Annotated in this window: 15 protein-coding genes and 1 pseudogene; 5 read left to right on the top strand and 11 right to left on the bottom strand. The window is 70.7% G+C overall.

The genetic code is table 11. The annotated features are described in order from the left end of the window. The 4 genes and pseudogenes from IPZ69_RS15125 to IPZ69_RS15110 all read left to right on the top strand — a co-directional run. Positions 1-996 (top strand): annotated as a pseudogene (locus IPZ69_RS15125) (hypothetical protein); the annotation flags it as partial. Between the two features lie 96 nt (positions 997-1092). Beyond that, on the top strand, positions 1093-1500 hold the full coding sequence (locus IPZ69_RS15120; protein ID WP_235454634.1) for a VOC family protein: 408 nt from the start codon (positions 1093-1095) through the stop codon (positions 1498-1500). A 37-nt stretch (positions 1501-1537) separates the two neighbouring features. Next, positions 1538-2662 carry an LOG family protein gene (locus IPZ69_RS15115; protein ID WP_235454633.1) on the top strand — a complete coding sequence of 375 codons (1125 nt, stop codon included), beginning with the start codon at positions 1538-1540 and terminating at the stop codon, positions 2660-2662. Between the two features lie 159 nt (positions 2663-2821). Further along, positions 2822-3517 carry an LAETG motif-containing sortase-dependent surface protein gene (locus tag IPZ69_RS15110; RefSeq protein ID WP_235454632.1) on the top strand — a complete coding sequence of 232 codons (696 nt, stop codon included), beginning with the start codon at positions 2822-2824 and terminating at the stop codon, positions 3515-3517. A gap of 60 nt (positions 3518-3577) precedes the next feature. Here IPZ69_RS15110 and IPZ69_RS15105 read toward each other — a convergent pair whose 3' ends face one another. From IPZ69_RS15105 to rlmN, 5 genes are all read right to left on the bottom strand, one after another. Then, entirely contained in the window at positions 3578-4372 is a 795-nt protein-coding gene (locus tag IPZ69_RS15105; protein WP_235454631.1) for a maleylpyruvate isomerase family mycothiol-dependent enzyme, read from the bottom strand. A 25-nt stretch (positions 4373-4397) separates the two neighbouring features. Then, positions 4398-5420, bottom strand: a complete 1023-nt coding sequence (locus IPZ69_RS15100; RefSeq protein ID WP_235454630.1) for an ABC transporter ATP-binding protein — start codon at positions 5418-5420, stop codon at positions 4398-4400. Further along, positions 5420-7048 carry an ABC transporter permease gene (locus IPZ69_RS15095; RefSeq protein WP_235454629.1) on the bottom strand — a complete coding sequence of 543 codons (1629 nt, stop codon included), beginning with the start codon at positions 7046-7048 and terminating at the stop codon, positions 5420-5422. Before IPZ69_RS15095 ends, IPZ69_RS15100 begins: the two co-directional genes overlap by 1 nt. 17 nt (positions 7049-7065) lie before the next feature. Then, entirely contained in the window at positions 7066-8148 is a 1083-nt protein-coding gene (locus IPZ69_RS15090) for a thiamine ABC transporter substrate-binding protein (RefSeq protein ID WP_235454628.1), read from the bottom strand. Between the two features lie 223 nt (positions 8149-8371). Further along, positions 8372-9478, bottom strand: a complete 1107-nt coding sequence (gene rlmN, locus IPZ69_RS15085; RefSeq protein WP_235454627.1) for a 23S rRNA (adenine(2503)-C(2))-methyltransferase RlmN — start codon at positions 9476-9478, stop codon at positions 8372-8374. Between the two features lie 138 nt (positions 9479-9616). Here rlmN and IPZ69_RS15080 point away from each other — a divergent pair, with 138 nt between their 5' ends. Further along, complete coding sequence (locus IPZ69_RS15080) at positions 9617-9970, top strand: DUF6233 domain-containing protein (RefSeq protein WP_235454626.1); 354 nt, start codon at positions 9617-9619, stop codon at positions 9968-9970. 9 nt (positions 9971-9979) lie between these two features. Here IPZ69_RS15080 and IPZ69_RS15075 read toward each other — a convergent pair whose 3' ends face one another. The 6 genes from IPZ69_RS15075 to tsf form a co-directional block, all read right to left on the bottom strand. Then, positions 9980-11218 carry a cytochrome P450 gene (locus tag IPZ69_RS15075; protein ID WP_235454625.1) on the bottom strand — a complete coding sequence of 413 codons (1239 nt, stop codon included), beginning with the start codon at positions 11216-11218 and terminating at the stop codon, positions 9980-9982. A 138-nt stretch (positions 11219-11356) separates the two neighbouring features. Further along, on the bottom strand, positions 11357-11818 hold the full coding sequence (locus IPZ69_RS15070) for an SRPBCC family protein (protein WP_235454624.1): 462 nt from the start codon (positions 11816-11818) through the stop codon (positions 11357-11359). A 191-nt stretch (positions 11819-12009) separates the two neighbouring features. After that, positions 12010-13149 carry a phosphatidate cytidylyltransferase gene (locus IPZ69_RS15065; protein ID WP_235454623.1) on the bottom strand — a complete coding sequence of 380 codons (1140 nt, stop codon included), beginning with the start codon at positions 13147-13149 and terminating at the stop codon, positions 12010-12012. After that, on the bottom strand, positions 13149-13706 hold the full coding sequence (gene frr, locus IPZ69_RS15060; protein WP_069783545.1) for a ribosome recycling factor: 558 nt from the start codon (positions 13704-13706) through the stop codon (positions 13149-13151). Before frr ends, IPZ69_RS15065 begins: the two co-directional genes overlap by 1 nt. 143 nt (positions 13707-13849) lie before the next feature. After that, a complete protein-coding gene (gene pyrH, locus IPZ69_RS15055) occupies positions 13850-14608 on the bottom strand; it encodes a UMP kinase (protein ID WP_235454622.1) in 759 nt (252 codons plus the stop codon). A 192-nt stretch (positions 14609-14800) separates the two neighbouring features. Further along, entirely contained in the window at positions 14801-15637 is an 837-nt protein-coding gene (gene tsf / locus IPZ69_RS15050; RefSeq protein WP_235454621.1) for a translation elongation factor Ts, read from the bottom strand. Between the last annotated feature and the right edge of the window lie 4 nt (positions 15638-15641).

The following is a 15641-nucleotide window of genomic DNA, read 5'->3' as shown; positions in this document are numbered from 1 at the left end:
GCCCGCGCCCGCACGACACCGCGCGACACCTTCGGCGCGTACGGCCGCTTCGGCGCCCGCCGACCGGTCCGGGCCACCGTCCCGGGCCCGGCGGACGGCACCACACCGCCCCCGGACCGCGCGGGCGCCTCCCCGGCACGGAGCACGGACCTCCTCGACGCCCCGCAGGCACCGGCCCGTGAGCGGCTCGCCGACCCCTTCGCAGCGGCCCGCGAACGCCTCGGCGACCCTCACGCACAGATCCCGGACGACCTCGGCGCCCCCCACGCACAGATCCCGGACGACCTCGCCGAGCCCCACGGCCCGAGCACGGACGACCTCGCCGAGCTCCACGGCCCGGCCCCCGAGGCCGACTGGGCCCGTGCCTTCGACGCGCCCGACCCCCGTACGCCTCCGAACGGCCTCCCCTGGGGCATCGCCGTGCTGGCCGCCGGTCTCGCCGTGGAGGCGTACGCGAGCCGCTCCGCGACCGGTCCGGTCTCCGCGCTCCCGGGCGCCGAGGGTGCCGTCGGCCCCACCGGAGTGCTCGTCGGCTGGCTGCTGACCGCCTTCGGCCTGATCCTGGCCGCCCCCGGCCTCACCCATCTGACCGGCCGCCTCCTCCAGGCCGTACGCCCGGCGGCCCTGCGGCTGCTCGCCGGCCGTGTGCTCATGGCGGAGGCACCGCGCCTCGGCCGCCCGCTCGGTGTGCTCTGCGCGGTCGCGTCCGCCGCGTACGCGATGACCGACCCGTACGCCGACACCACCCCGTCCTACGGCCCGCTCGCCACCCTCGGCGCGGTGCTGGTCGTCGGCTGCGTCCTCGGCACGCTCCTCACGGTGGCCGTGGAGACCCGGCAGTCCCGCGCCGACACCACCGCCGCCCTGCTCCGCCTCGGCGCCCCCGCCACGATGCTGCGCGCCGCCGCGGCCCTGCGCGCGGCCGCCCTGCTCGCCGTGTTCGGCCCGCTCACGCTGGTCATCGCGGACCTTGCCGCACTCCCGCTGTCCGGCTGAACATCTTCCCGAGAAAAAATCTCCGGCCGCCGATGAGTTCTCCGACGGGCTGGGGTCTACCCCACCGAACAGCACGAACCCGAGGGAGAGGCCCGCATGTACCAGCAGATGATCTTCGTGAACCTGGCCACCAACGACGTCGAGGCGTCGAAGAAGTTCTTCACCGAGCTCGGCTACACGATCAACCCCCAGTTCAGCACCGACGAAAACGCCTGCGTCGTGATCAGCGACACCATCGTCGCGATGCTGCTCAGCAAGTCGCGCTACGCCGACTTCACGAAGAAGGAGATCGCCGACTCCACCAGGACGAGCGAGGTCCTGATCTGTCTGAGCGCCGAAAGCCGCGAGAAGGTCGACGAGCTGGTCGACAAGGCGATCGCGGCGGGCGGCACGGCCACCGGCGAGACCCAGGACCAGGGCTTCATGTACGGCCGTGCCTTCGACGACCTCGACGGGCACACCTGGGAGGTCGTGTGGATGGACCCGGCGGCGGTCCAGGGCTGACCCCGAACGGGCTTGCGGCGCTGCCTAGCATGGGCGGGTGCATCCGACACCCGCCCAGCCCAACCGAGCCGCCCACGACCGCGAGATAGAGTCGCTCGCCGAGTTCGACGAGGTCGTCGCCGAGCACGGCTCACTCGCCCGATTCCGTGTCCAGGCCGTCGATCTGACGGACCGTACGCACGTGCTCCTCGACATCGACTCCACCGGTGCCGTCTTCCTCGGCTGCCCCATGGACCCCGAGGCCGCCGCCAAGGTGCGCGCGGCCGGCGCCCTGGTCTTCCCGCCCGTCCCGGGCCTGCCCTTCGACCCCTACCGCGGTTTCGTCTACGGCCCCGACGAGTTGTTCGCCTCGCTCGACGAGGGGTACGAGGCCACCCCGGACGCCCGCGCGTACGCCTGGTTCCAGCAGACCAAGGCCGACGGGGACGTCTTCTCCTCCATGCTCCGCGCGGTCCACGACGACGCCGTCTCCGACGCCCTCGACGAACTCCTCGTCGGCGCACGGGTGGTGGGCGTCATGGGCGGGCACGCCATGGCGCGCGGGACGCAGGAGTACGCCGGTGCCGCGCGCCTCGGCCGCGAACTGGCCCGCGCCGGGCTGACGGTGGCCACCGGCGGCGGTCCGGGGGCCATGGAGGCCGCCAACCTCGGCGCGTACGCGGCCCCGTTCGACGACGGGATGCTGACCGAGGCGCTGCGGCTCCTCGCCAAGGCACCCGGCTTCCGGCCGTCCGTCACCGACTGGGCGCACGCCGCCTTCAAGGTGCGCGAGCGCTGGCCGGACGGCGGCGCGTCGGTGGGCATCCCCACCTGGTTCTACGGCCACGAGCCGCCGAACGCCTTCGCCGCGCACATCGCCAAGTACTTCGCCAACGCCCTGCGCGAGGACGGCCTGTTGGCCCGCTCCACCGCGGGCGTGGTGTTCCTGCCGGGCGCCGCCGGGACCGTACAGGAGATCTTCGACAACGCGACTCCCAACTACTACGAGTCGCGGGGCGAGCCCACGCCGATGGTCCTCGTGGACCGCGAGCACTGGACCCGGCGGCTGCCGGCCTGGCCCCTGCTCCAGTCCCTGGCGCGCGAGCGTTCGATGGAGAACCGAATCGCCCTGGTTGACCGGATCGAGGAGGCTCCCGACGCGTTGAAACGTCTCGGCAGTTAATAAGCGGGCAAAGCCAACGCCCGTGGACCGCATATGCATTGACACTTCTTACGAAGCGCTTATAGACCTGTGAGTCTCCTGGGGGTGGTGAGGCCTCACCTCACCGTTGTCTCATCCGCTCCCCTACCCCCCGCAGTTTGCACTCTGTAAAGGACAAACGTGTCCATAACTCGCCGCAACGCACGCCGTTCCGTGCGCATCCTGGGTGTCGCCTCCGCCTCCGTGGCGCTCGTGCTGGGTGTCACCAACACCGCGCTCGCGTGCAACATCCGTGAGTTCTCCGCCGAAGCCACGTGCGACGGCAGCAAGGGCGCCATCGTCGTCACCGACAAGGACCCCTCCGGTACGCCGGCCACGATCACCGTGTTCCTCGAGAACAACGGCGCCGACGCGAAGCAGGTCGGCGAACCGCAGGAGATCAAGGGCTCCAAGAAGGGCACCACGGTGTCCTTCTCGGAGGACTGGAAGCCGAACGCGACGTACCGGGTCCACGTCAAGGCCGGCAACCAGGTCGACGAGGACATCACCCCGAACGTGACCACGCCGTCCACGGCCTGCAAGACCGAGGACACCCCGACCCCGACCCCGTCGGCCACCCCGTCGCCGTCGAAGCCCGAGTCCACCCCGCCCACGTCCGAGACCCCGACCCCGTCGGGCTCCGAGAGCACCAGCACCGCGCCGGCGGAGACCTCCAGCAACGCGCCGTCCCCGGCGGCCGGTGACTCGAACCTCGCCGAGACCGGTGCGAACTCCAACACCGGTCTGATCGCCGGTGTCGCGGGTGCCCTGGTCGTCGTCGGCGGTGGCGCCGTGTTCTTCGGCATGCGCCGTCGTGGGTCGAAGAGCGGCAGCTGACGCCCCACTTCCGTACACAGTCGTGGCCCGTCCCCGTATCCGGGGGCGGGCCACGGCCGTTCAGCCGAACGACGCCCGCTCCAGCCAGGACTCCAGCACCTTCCGGTCGCCGAGGATCTCCAGCTCCGGGGCGTCCAGCGGAAGGCGGCGGTAGAAGGCGAGCAGGACCGGGGTGAGCGGGCCGCGCAGAGCGACCGTCGCCTTCTCGTGTCCGCGGCGCCAGCCGACGCCGCCCTCACCGAACTCGACGATCCATTCGGCGTTCAGCTCGGGGGCGGTGTCGGTGGCGTGGAGGTGGATGCTGCGGGCGGGCCCGGCCAGCAGCTCCGCCGCCTCTCCCTCGCGCCGCGTGGCCCATTCGGCGATCTCCAGCCACTCGTCGAGCGCGTCGACGGCGACCTCGGCCGCCACCTCGTAGGGCAGCCCGGCGGCGAGGGTGGCGTCCGCGCGGTGGATGGTGATCTCGTGCGCCATACGGCGGGCCCAGAAGCCGGAGCTGAGGTCCCCGAGCCAGCCCCATACCTTCGTGTCCGGCCCGGCCTCCCGCAGCGCGCCGACCACCAGGTCCCCGGTCTCGGCGAGCCAGGCGTCCAGCGCGGCGGGGTCGCCCTGTTCCTCGGGGCCACCGGCGAGCGGGATCTCCTCGTACGGGATGTTCTTCTCCGCACGGCTGCTGACGAGGGCGTGCACCCAGCGCAGGGCTCCACCCTCGTGCCGGACGAGCTGCTCCAGCGACCAGTCCGGACAGGTCGGCACGGTCGCGGTGAGGTCGGCGCCGGAGGTCACCACGTCCCGCAGCTGCCTCACCTGGTGGGCGATTTCGTCGCAGTAACGGTCATGTGCGAGTCGCGTCATGGCCCTCACCCTAGGGCCGAGGTGATCAGCCGAGCACGACGATTTCGGTCGAGTCGAACTCCACTCCGGTCTCCTGCCCGACCTCCGGCGCCGCCCGCAGCGCGCACGCCGCCTCCAGCCGCGGCCCGCCGTCCTCGGGCCTGAGGTGGACGGCGACATGGGTGCCCTTGAAGGTGCGGGCGGTCACCGTGCAGCGCAGGCCCTCGGCGGCCGCCACGAGCCGCACCCCGGCGGGCCGTACGAGCAGCGAGCGCGTCCCCTGCGGCGCGTCCTCGGGCACCGGGAGCTTGCCCCACGGGGTGACCGCGGCCGCTCCCGCGACCGTCGCCGGCACCACGTTGTCGAAGCCGAGGAAGCGGGCCACGAACTCGTCCACGGGGCGCTGCCAGACCTCAAGAGGAGTACCGGACTGGGCGATCCGCCCGTCCCGCATCACCACGACCCGGTCGGCGAGCGCGAACGCCTCGCCCTGGTCGTGCGTCACGGCGAGCACGGTGGTGCCCAACCGGCCGAACAGCTCGCGGAGTTCGACGACGAGCCGCTCGCGCAGCGAGCGGTCGAGCTGGCCGAGCGGCTCGTCCAGCATCAGCAGCCGGGGCCGGGGCGCGAGGGCCCGGGCCAGCGCCACCCGCTGCTGCTCGCCGCCGGAGAGCCCGGCGACGGCCCGACGGGCGGCGCCCGGCAGCCCCACGAGCTCCAGCAACTCCCTTACCTCGACGCCCTGTTCCTTCTTGTCCGCGCCGCGCATGCGCAGCCCGAACGCCACGTTGCCGCCCACGTCCCGCTGCGGGAAGAGTTGATGGTCCTGGAACATCAGCCCGACCCCGCGCCGGTGCGCGGGCACGCCCGCCTGGTCCCGCCCGTCGAGCGCGACGCGCCCGGCGTCGAGGGGCTGGAGCCCCGCCACCGCCCGCAGCAGCGTCGACTTGCCGCTGCCGCTGGGCCCGAGCACACACACGATCTCGTGCTCGGCGACGGCGAGGTCGACGGCGTCGAGCACGGCCCGCCCGCCGAACCGTACGGTCGCGCCCTGAAGGCTCAGCAGCATCAGAACTCCCCGGTCCGGTCGGTGCGCAGCCGCTCGAGGACCAGCAGCGCCACGGCGCACACCACCATCAGAATCGTCGACAGGGCCATCGCCTGCCCGTAGTTGAGATCACCGGGCCGCCCGAGGAGGCGCGCCACCGCGACGGGCAGCGTCGGGCTGTCGGGCCGCGCGATGAACACGGTCGCCCCGAACTCCCCCAGCGACACGGCGAAGGCGAACCCGGCCGCGATCAGCAGCGCCCGCCGCACCAGCGGCAGGTCCACCTCCCGCCACACCCGAAACGGCGACGCCCCGAGCACCGCCGCCGCCTCGCGCAGCCGTACGTCCACCGCGCGCAGCACGGGCAGCATGGTCCGCACCACGAAGGGCACGCCGACCAGCGCCTGCGCGAGAGGGACGAGGATCCAGGACTGCCGCAGGTCCAGCGGGGGTTCGTCGAGCGCGATGAGGAAGCCGAAGCCGACGGTCACCGCGGACACGCCCAGGGGCAGCATCAGCAGCGCGTCGAAGCCGCGCACGAGGCGTCCCGCGTCACGCCGGGCGAGCGCGGCGGCCGCGAGAGCGCCGATCAGTACGGCGATGGCGGTGGCGGCGACGGCGTACTGGAGGGAGTTCCCGATCGCGGCGATCGGCGCCACCAGGAACGTACCGCCGTCCTCGCTGGTCAGTGCCCGGTAGTAGCCGAAGCCCGGGGCGTCGAGCGAGCGCTGCACCAGCACGGCGAGCGGCAGCAGCAGAAGGACGGCGATGGTGGCGAGGACACCCGCCAGCAACGCCCACTGCCCCGGCCCGCGCGGCCGGCGCGCCGTCACCGACGCGTCCACCAGCCGCAGCGCGCTCTCACGGCGCCGTACCGTCCAGGCGTGCACGACGAGGATCACGCCCACCGCGGCGAACTGGACGAGGGTGAGGACCGCGGCCGTGGAGAGGTCGAAGATCTCGGAGGTCTGCCGGTAGATCTCCACTTCGAGGGTGGAGAACGTGGGCCCGCCGAGGATCTGGACCACACCGAAGGAGGTGAAGGTGAACAGGAACACCATCAGCGCGGCAGCGGCCACGGCGGGGGCGAGCGCCGGGAGCGTGACCTTGCGCCAGGCCGCCAGGGACGAGGCGCCCAGCATCCGGGCGGCCTCCTCCTGACGCGGATCGAGCTGCGACCACAGCCCGCCCACCGTCCGTACGACGACCGCGTAGTTGAAGAAGACGTGCGCCAGCAGGATCGCCCACACGGTGGTGTCCAGCCGTACGCCCCACAGGTCGTCGAGCAGCCCGCCGCGGCCGACCAGCGCGAGGAACGCCGTACCGACGACCACGGTCGGCAGCACGAACGGGACGGTGACGACGGCCCGCAGCACGTTCTTGCCCGGGAAGTCGAGGCGGGCGAAGACATACGCGGCGGGCAGCGCGATCAGCAGGGTGAGCGCGGTGGAGGCGAGCGCCTGGCAGGTCGTGAACCACAGCACGTGCCGGATGTCGGACTGCGCGAGTACGTCCGTGATCCGCCCGAACCGCCAGACCCCGTCGACCTTCAGCCCGCGGGCGACGATCGCGGCGACGGGATAGGCGAAGAACAGCGCGAAGAACGCGACCGGCCCGGCCAGCAGCGCGAGCCGTGCCGCGTTCCCCATGCGCCCCTTGCCGGGGACTACTTCAGTACGAGCGAGGTCCACGACTTGACCCACTGGTCGCGGTTGGCGGCGATCTTGTCGGGGGCCATGGTCTCGGGGTCCTTGGCGGCAGCCCCGTACTTCGTGAACTCGGCGGGCGCCTTCGCGCCCCGCACCACCGGGTAGACGTACATGTTGAGCGGCATGTCCTCCTGGAACTCCTTGGAGACCAGGAAGTCGATGAGCGCCTTGCCGCCCTCGGTGTTCTTCGCGTTGCTCAGCAGCCCGGCGAACTCGATCTGCCGGAAGCAGGTGCCGTACGACACTCCGGTCGGGGCCGTGTCGGGCTTCGGCTTCGCGTAGATGACCTCGGCGGGCGGGGAGGAGGCGTACGACACGACGAGCGGCCGGTCGCCGTGCGCCTTCCTGCCTCCGGCCGACCCGGAGAACTCGTCGCTGTACGCCTGCTCCCAGCCGTCAACGACCTTGACGCCGTTGGCCTTCAGCTTCTTCCAGTAGTCCTGCCAGCCGTTGTCGCCGTAGTGCGCGGCGCTGCCGAGCAGGAAGCCGAGGCCGGGCGAGGACGTGGACGCGTTCTCGGTGACGAGGAGGTTCTTGTACTCGGGCTTGACCAGGTCGTCGAGGGACTGCGGCGGGGTCAGCTTGTGCTTGCCGAAGTACGCCTTGTCGTAGTTGACGCAGATGTCGCCGTAGTCGATGGGCGTGACCCGGTGCTTGCCCTTGTCGAGCTGGTACTCGGCACCGACCGTGCCGAGCCCCTTGGCCTCGTACGGCTGGAACAGCCCGTTGTCGAGGGCGCGCGAGAGCAGGGTGTTGTCGACGCCGAAGAAGACGTCGCCCTGCGGGTTGTCCTTGGTCAGGATCGCCTTGTTGACGGCCTGGCCGGCGTCGCCGTCGTTGAGAACCCTGACCTGGTAGCCGGACCGCTTCTCGAAGTCCTTGAGCACGCCTTTCGAGACGGCCCACGAGTTGTGGCTGACGAGGGTGATGGTCTTGGAGTCCGTCGAGGCCTTGCCGTCGGACGAGCCGCACGCGGTCAGCGAGGACAGCGTGAGGAGACCGAGCCCGGCGGCGACGGCCACGAGGGTCTTGTGGTGCACTGGATTTCCTCCTGGGGTTGACCAGGAAGAGACGCGGCCCCGCCCGGGAACCGCGCGGAGGATTCCGCCGGTGCCCGGACAGGGCGCAACAGCTTGAGTAATGACCGAACTTCCTACCCAGAATGACCTGGGCGAGGTTCAGAGGGTCTGCGGCCCGGTTGCCGCACTCTCAGCGCTGTGGCGCTCCCCTGTCGGAATATGAAGATGTACTGACCGGGTCAGATTACCGCTCGGTGGCCGCGAGCTGACCACAGGCACCGTCGATCTCCTGACCACGGGTGTCCCGGACGGTGACCGGCACGCCGTGCGCGGCGATCGCCTCGACGAACGCCTTCTCGTCCTCGGGCCGCGACGCGGTCCACTTGGAGCCCGGCGTCGGGTTCAGCGGGATGAGGTTGACGTGTACGGGCTTGCCCCTGAGCAGCCGGCCGAGCCGGTCGCCGCGCCAGGCCTGGTCGTTGATGTCCCGGATCAGCGCGTACTCGATGGACAGCCGGCGCCCGGACTTGGCGGCGTACTCGAATCCGGCGTCCAGCACCTCGCGCACCTTCCACCGCGTGTTCACGGGGACGAGGGTGTCGCGCAGTTCGTCGTCCGGCGCGTGCAGGGAGATCGCGAGGCGGCACTTGAAGCCCTCGTCGGCGAACCGGTGGATGGCCGGCACGAGCCCGACGGTCGACACGGTGATCCCGCGCTGCGACAGCCCGAGCCCGTCCGGCTCGGGGTCGGTGAGCGCACGGATGGCGCCGACGACGCGCTTGTAGTTGGCGAGCGGCTCGCCCATGCCCATGAACACGATGTTGGACAGCCGGGCCTGGCCGCCGGGGACCTCGCCGTCGCGCAGCGCCCGCATCCCGTCCACGATCTGGTGGACGATCTCGGCGGTGGACAGATTCCGGTCCAGCCCCGCCTGGCCGGTGGCACAGAAGGGACAGTTCATCCCGCATCCGGCCTGCGAGCTGATGCACATCGTCACCCGGTCGGGGTACCGCATCAGCACCGACTCGACGAGCGTCCCGTCGAACAGCCGCCACAGCGTCTTGCGGGTGGTTCCCTGGTCGGTCGACAGATGCCGCACGACCGTCATCAGCTCAGGAAGCAGCGCCTCCTGCAGCTTGGCGCGCGAACCGGCCGGGATGTCGGTCCACTGCGCCGGGTCGTGCGCGTACCGCGCGAAGTAGTGCTGGGACAGCTGCTTGGCACGAAACGGCTTCTCACCGATCGCGGCAACGGCGTCCTTACGCTCCGCGGGCGAGAGATCGGCAAGATGCCGCGGCGGCAACTTGGCACCGCGCGGCGCTACGAAAGTGAGTTCTCCGGGCTTAGGCATGGCTGTACCAGTGTCGCAGATCCAAATGGGTGACCCAGGGCGTCGGCCGTGCGGGGTCGGCTTCACCGAGGGCTGCCGGCGCAGTGCGCGGCCGGGGCCGTGGTGCTCGGTGGCCCACGGATATCTAGAATCGAACATGTGACCGACGAATCGCCGTCCCGGCTGGAGCTGCTGCACTTCGCGCGCCGTGTCGTGATCCAGCAGGCCAAGGCGGCGCTGGCGCAGCTCGACCGGTGGATCGCCGAGGAGCAGAGGCGGGAGGCGGAGCGCCGCCGCGGCGAGGAGATGCGGCCACCTCCGCCGGAGTGGCTGATCGAGCGTGGCCTGGACAAGAAGAACCTGGTCGCGGTGCATGCGGGCGGGTGCTGGCAGGTGACCAGGAGCGGCAGGTGCGTCGGTATCTCACGGACACAGGCGCTCGACGCGCTGCGCCGGCAGGTACCGGCATGCAAACACTGCCGCCCCGACACCGCACTCGGCTTCTTGGAGTAGGCGGCGGCCTTACCAGATCACGGGAAGCGTCTTCGGGCCCCGGATCAGGCCCTGGCGTTGGAATGCGACCTCCGCGGGGGGTACGGCCAGGCGGAGGTCGGGGAAGCGGGTGAGGAGGGCGGAGATCATGACCTCGGCCTCCATGCGGGCCATGATCGCGGCCAGGCAGTGGTGGGGGCCGTGGCCGAAAGCCAGGTGGGCGTTGGTCTCGCGGTCGAAGTCCAGGGCGTCCGGCTCGGCGAAGGCCTCGGGGTCACGGTTGGCGGCGACGTAGGCGTTGTAGACCACGTCACCGGCACGGATCAACCGGCCGCCCACCTCCACGTCCTCGGTGGCGACGCGAGGGATGCCGACGCCGTTGCGGTGGGGGACGTAGCGGAACAGCTCGTCGACGGCCTTCGGCAGGAGTTCCGGTTCGCGCCGCAGGCGGTCCATCTGCTCGGGGTGGGTGAGCAGCGCGTACATCATCGAGCCGCTGTTGTTGCGCACCGCGTGCCCGCCGCTGACCTGGATCGCGGTGGCGAGGGAGATCGCCTCGTCGTCCGTGATCTCGCCGGCCTCCACCGCCTGCGCCAGCACTCCGGCCAGGTCCTCACGGGGCTCTTGGCGGCGGCGCTCCAGGAGCTCGACGATCCGGGCGCGGGTGTTCTGGCTCGCCTCTTTGCCGCGCCCCTGGGCGTCCGAGCCCGCCGACAGCAGCGCCTCACCGGTCTGGGCCCAGCGGTGCCAGTCGCTCTCCTCCACGCCCAGGAAGTCGCGGACCACCGCGATCGGGAAGGGGCCGTGGAGGTGTTCCATGAGGTCCGCCGGTGCCCCGGCCGCCTCCATGACGTCGAGCAGCTCGGCCGCCCGCCCCTCGGCCAGCGGGCGCAGCCGCTGCATGCTCCGGCCCGTGAAGGCCCGCGCGACGACCCGGCGCAGCCGGTTGTGCCGGGGCGGGTCGATGTACTGGAGCCCGGCCGTCTGCGAGGCCACCGGTTCCGGCCGCATGCTGGTCACGGACCGGCCGAGGAGCTGCTCGCGGGAGAAGCGCGGGTCCGCGGTGACGAAGCGGACGTCCTCGTACCGGGTGACGAGCCAGGCGTCCCCGTCCCCGTACGGCAGCTTGATCCGGGTGATCGGCTCCTCGCGCAGCACCTCGTCCAGGAACGGATCGGGGTCGAGGCCGGGCAGGTCGGCGACGGGCCAGAACCGCACCGGCGGCTCAGGCGTGTCGGAGACCGAGGCGGAGGCCGAGTCGTAGGTCATCGCGCACCACTCCCGAAACTGTCGCCCCCTTCGGGAGTGTGCGGCCGGGCCGTGCCGTCCGGCCATTCGTGGTACGGCATCCGGGTTCCGCCGGGTGCGGCGTGTACGTGTCGCCGCGTGCGTCTCGCCGCGTACGTCTCACTGCTCCCCGGCGGCGCCCGTGTGCTCCAGGTGGTCCTTGAGCAGTTGCTCGTTGCGCGGCAGCTCCTTGCGGGCCTGCGGGCGCACGAGCAGGGGCAGCAGGACCTTGCCGAACCCGTGGCCCTCGAAGTCGAGGTCCATCGACACGCGGGCGCGGCGGCCCCCGTCGATGGGCGTGATCTCACCGCGGACGAGCCCCCGGACGGGGCCGTCGATGCCGCGCATGCCCCAGATGTGGGGTGGTTCGTACTCGGTGACCTCCATGGTCATCGGTACCTCGTGGGTGCCGACGTGCCGGATGACGCGGAGCAGGGAGCCGAGGCCGAGGTCCCCCTCGTCGAGCTTTTCCGCGGACACCGTGCCCAGCTGCCATTCCGGCAGGTGGGAGGGGTCGATGACGTAGGCCCAGACGTCCTCGGGAGTGCAGTCGACGGTGATCTCTTCGTGGAAGGCGGACATCACGCCCTCCTCCATCCGCTCAGGGTTTCCCCGCGTGAGGGCTTACTTCCGATCGTCCCACCGGGTCGTGCGCGTCACCATCGCAGCACGCACCCGTTACCCGGGTACGACAAAGGGCCCCAGCCCTGACGGAGCTGCGGCCCATCGCCGTACGCATAAGAAACACGTCGTACTCGAGAAACACGTCGTACTCACGCGGAGCCGACGAAGACCACCATCAGCAGCCAGACCACCGGAGCCGTCGGCAGCAGCGAGTCCAGCCGGTCCATGATGCCCCCGTGACCGGGGAGCAGCGTGCCCATGTCCTTGATGCCCAGATCCCTCTTGATCATGGACTCGCCCAGGTCGCCGAGCGTGGCGCTGGCCGCGACCGCGAGGCCCAGCAGGAGGCCCTGCCACCAGGTGCCGTCGTCGATCAGGAACTGCATGCACAGGGCACCGGCGGCCATGGCGAACGCCACCGCGCCGAGCAGCCCCTCGCGGGTCTTGCCGGGGCTGATGCGCGGAGCGAGCTTGTGCTTGCCGAAGCGCCAGCCGACGGCGTACGCGCCGGTGTCGCTGACGACCGTGAGGAGCAGGAAGGTCAGCACACGCCACGGACCGTCGTCGGCCGTCAGCATCATCGCGACGAAGGTGGCCAGGAAGGGCACGTAGAACGCCGCGAAGACACCCGCCGTGACGTCCTTGAGGTAGCCCTCGGGTGGCTCCGTCATGCGCCACACCAGGACCGCCAGCGCCGTCAGCGCCATGGCCACCCAGGCACCCTCGGCACCCCGCACGTACCCGGCGACGACCATCGCCGCACCGCCGAGCGCCAGCGGGACCAGGGGCGCCTTGATGCCCTTGCGCTCCTGGAGCCGGCTGGTCAGTTCCCACAGTCCCACGACGACGGCGACGGCCACGACGCCGACGAAGACGGCCTTGACGATGAACAAGGACGCCACGATCACGACGCCGAGCCCGACGCCGACGCCTATGGCCGCGCTGAGGTCCCGGCCCGCAGACTTCTTCTGCGGTGCGGGCGCCGGTTGCGTGGCGTCGGGCATGGGCTCCGGATTCTGCGGCGCCACCTGGTAGGGCTGCGCCTGCGGCGTCTCGTCGCGGAACAAGGGGCCGCTCAGCCGAGCGGCCCCCGGGTGGTCATCCTGGTCCGGGCCGTACGCGGGTACGTCGTCGGGGACGATGGGCATGGGGCGAGTCTGCTGGGCGTCATGCGCATCGTACGCGGGACCCGCCGGGGCAGCCCCCTGGACATGTCCCTGGCCAGGGGCCTGCGTGGTGGGCCCCCAGTAGCCGGCCTGCGCCGGCGCGCCCCAGGAAGAATCGTTCATCAGACCTCGAGAAGCTCCGCTTCCTTGTGCTTCAGGAGCTCGTCCACCTGGGCGACGTACTTCGCGGTGGTGTCGTCGAGTTCCTTCTCCGCACGGCGGCCCTCGTCCTCGCCGACCTCGCCGTCCTTGATCAGCTTGTCGATGGCGTCCTTGGCCTTGCGGCGCACGGAGCGGATGGACACACGCGCGTCCTCGGCCTTGCCCTTGGCGACCTTGATGTAGTCGCGGCGGCGCTCCTCGGTGAGCTCGGGGAACACCACGCGGATGATGTTGCCGTCGTTGCTCGGGTTGACGCCCAGGTCGGAGTCGCGGATCGCCTGCTCGATGTTGCGCAGCGCGGTCTTGTCGAACGGGGTCACGACCGCCATGCGCGGCTCCGGCACGGAGAACGAAGCCAGCTGGTTGATCGGCGTCGGCGCGCCGTAGTAGTCGGCCACGATCTTGTTGAACATCGCCGGGTGCGCACGGCCGGTACGGATCGCGGCGAAGTCCTCCTTGGCGACCACGACGGCCTTCTCCATCTTCTCCTCGGCTTCGAGGAGGGTCTCTTCGATCACCACTTGCTCCTGCGTGTCTTGAGTAGGCCCGGCTGCGGTTCCTTGGCGGTGGCGGCGGCCGGCTGCGTCGCGTCTTCTTCCTGCACGGTTCCCGACCGGCAGGACATTGTCCATCCCCCGGTCGGGCACCGGGGGAGCCATGGTCAGTCCCGGCTGTCCTGGTCACCCACCAGCGTGCCGATCTTCTCACCCTTGACGGCTCGCGCGATATTGCCCTCCGCCAGGAGCTCGAACACGAGGATCGGGAGCTTGTTGTCGCGGCACAGCGTGATGGCGGTGGCGTCGGCGACCTTGAGGTCGCGCGTGATGACCTCGCCGTAGCCCAGGGAGTCGAACTTGACGGCGTCCGGGTTCCGCTTGGGGTCGGAGTCGTAGACCCCGTCCACGCCGTTCTTGCCCATCAGCAGCGCCTCGGCGTCGATCTCCAGGGCGCGCTGGGCGGCGGTGGTGTCGGTGGAGAAGTACGGCATGCCCATACCGGCGCCGAAGATGACCACGCGGCCCTTTTCCAGGTGCCGCACGGCGCGCAGCGGGATGTACGGCTCGGCGACCTGCCCCATGGTGATGGCGGTCTGCACCCGGCTGTCGATGCCCTCCTTCTCCAGGAAGTCCTGGAGGGCGAGGCAGTTCATCACGGTGCCGAGCATGCCCATGTAGTCGGAGCGGGCGCGGTCCATGCCGCGCTGCTGGAGTTCGGCGCCGCGGAAGAAGTTGCCGCCGCCGATGACGACCGCGACCTGCGCGCCGTCCCGGACGACGGCCGCGATCTCGCGGGCGATCTTGTGCACCACGTCGGGGTCCACGCCGAGGCCCCCGCCACCGGAGAACGCCTCTCCGGACAGCTTCAGCAGAAACCGGCCGCGTACTTTGCCGTCGTCGCTCTTCTGGGCCTTGGTGGTCATGGAGATCCCGCCTTTGTTACGTGGTGCACATACGAAGAAGGCCATTGCCGGTTGGGGTCGCGATTCGCTCCCATGCGCGGCAATGGCCTCCTCGTCAGATCTGCTGCCGTCCGCCACGTGCCCTGGTGCGGCGGTGTGCCCGGACGACTGCTGTCGACCCTATCGGGGTCGTGCTTCGATCGCGGTACGGACTCAGATGCCGACCTTGATGCGCGCGAAGCGCTTCAGGGTGACACCGGCCTCGTCCAGAATCTTCTGGACCGACTTCTTGTTGTCCAGCGCGTACGGCTGGCCGAGCAGCGTGGCGTCCTTGAAGAAGCCGTTGAGGCGACCCTCGACGATCTTGGCGATCGCGGCCTCGGGCTTGCCCTCGGCGCGGGTGGTCTCCTCGGCGATGCGACGCTCGGACTCGACGACGTCGGCCGGCACGTCCGCCTGGGACAGGTACTTCGGCGCGAAGGCGGCGATGTGCTGGGCGATGCCCTTGGCGACCTCGGCGTTCGGCTTGTCGAGCTCGACCAGGACACCGATCTGCGGGGGCAGGTCGGGCATCGTGCGGTGCATGTAGGCAAGCACGAAGCCGTCGGCGAACTGCGCGAAGCGGTCCAGGACGATCTTCTCGCCCAGGTTGGCGTTGGCCTCGTCCACGAACGCCTGGACCGTCTTGCCGGGCTCGATCTCGGAGGCGAGCAGGGCCTCGATGTCGGCCGGGGAGGTCTTGGTGACGTGCTGGGCGATGGTGTTGGCCACGGCCTGGAACTTCTCGCCCTTGGCGACGAAGTCCGTCTCGCACTTCAGCTCGACAATGACGCCGGAGGAGTTGTCGTCGGCGATGATGGAGACCACGGCGCCGTTCTCGGCGGAGCGGCCCTCGCGCTTGGCGACGCCCTTCTGGCCCTTGATGCGCAGCGCCTCGACGGCCTTCTCGACGTTGCCCTCGGCCTCGTCCAGCGCCTTCTTGCAGTCCATCATGCCGGCGCCGGTGAGCTCACGGAGCTTCTTGACGTCGGCGGCGGTGTAGTTCGCCATGAGT

It is taken from the genome of Streptomyces olivochromogenes (genome assembly GCF_021538895.1).
Taxonomy (GTDB): Bacteria; Actinomycetota; Actinomycetes; order Streptomycetales; family Streptomycetaceae; genus Streptomyces; species Streptomyces olivochromogenes_A.
Note: the sequence above shows the minus strand (reverse complement) of the source record. Positions and strands in the feature narration are given on the sequence as shown.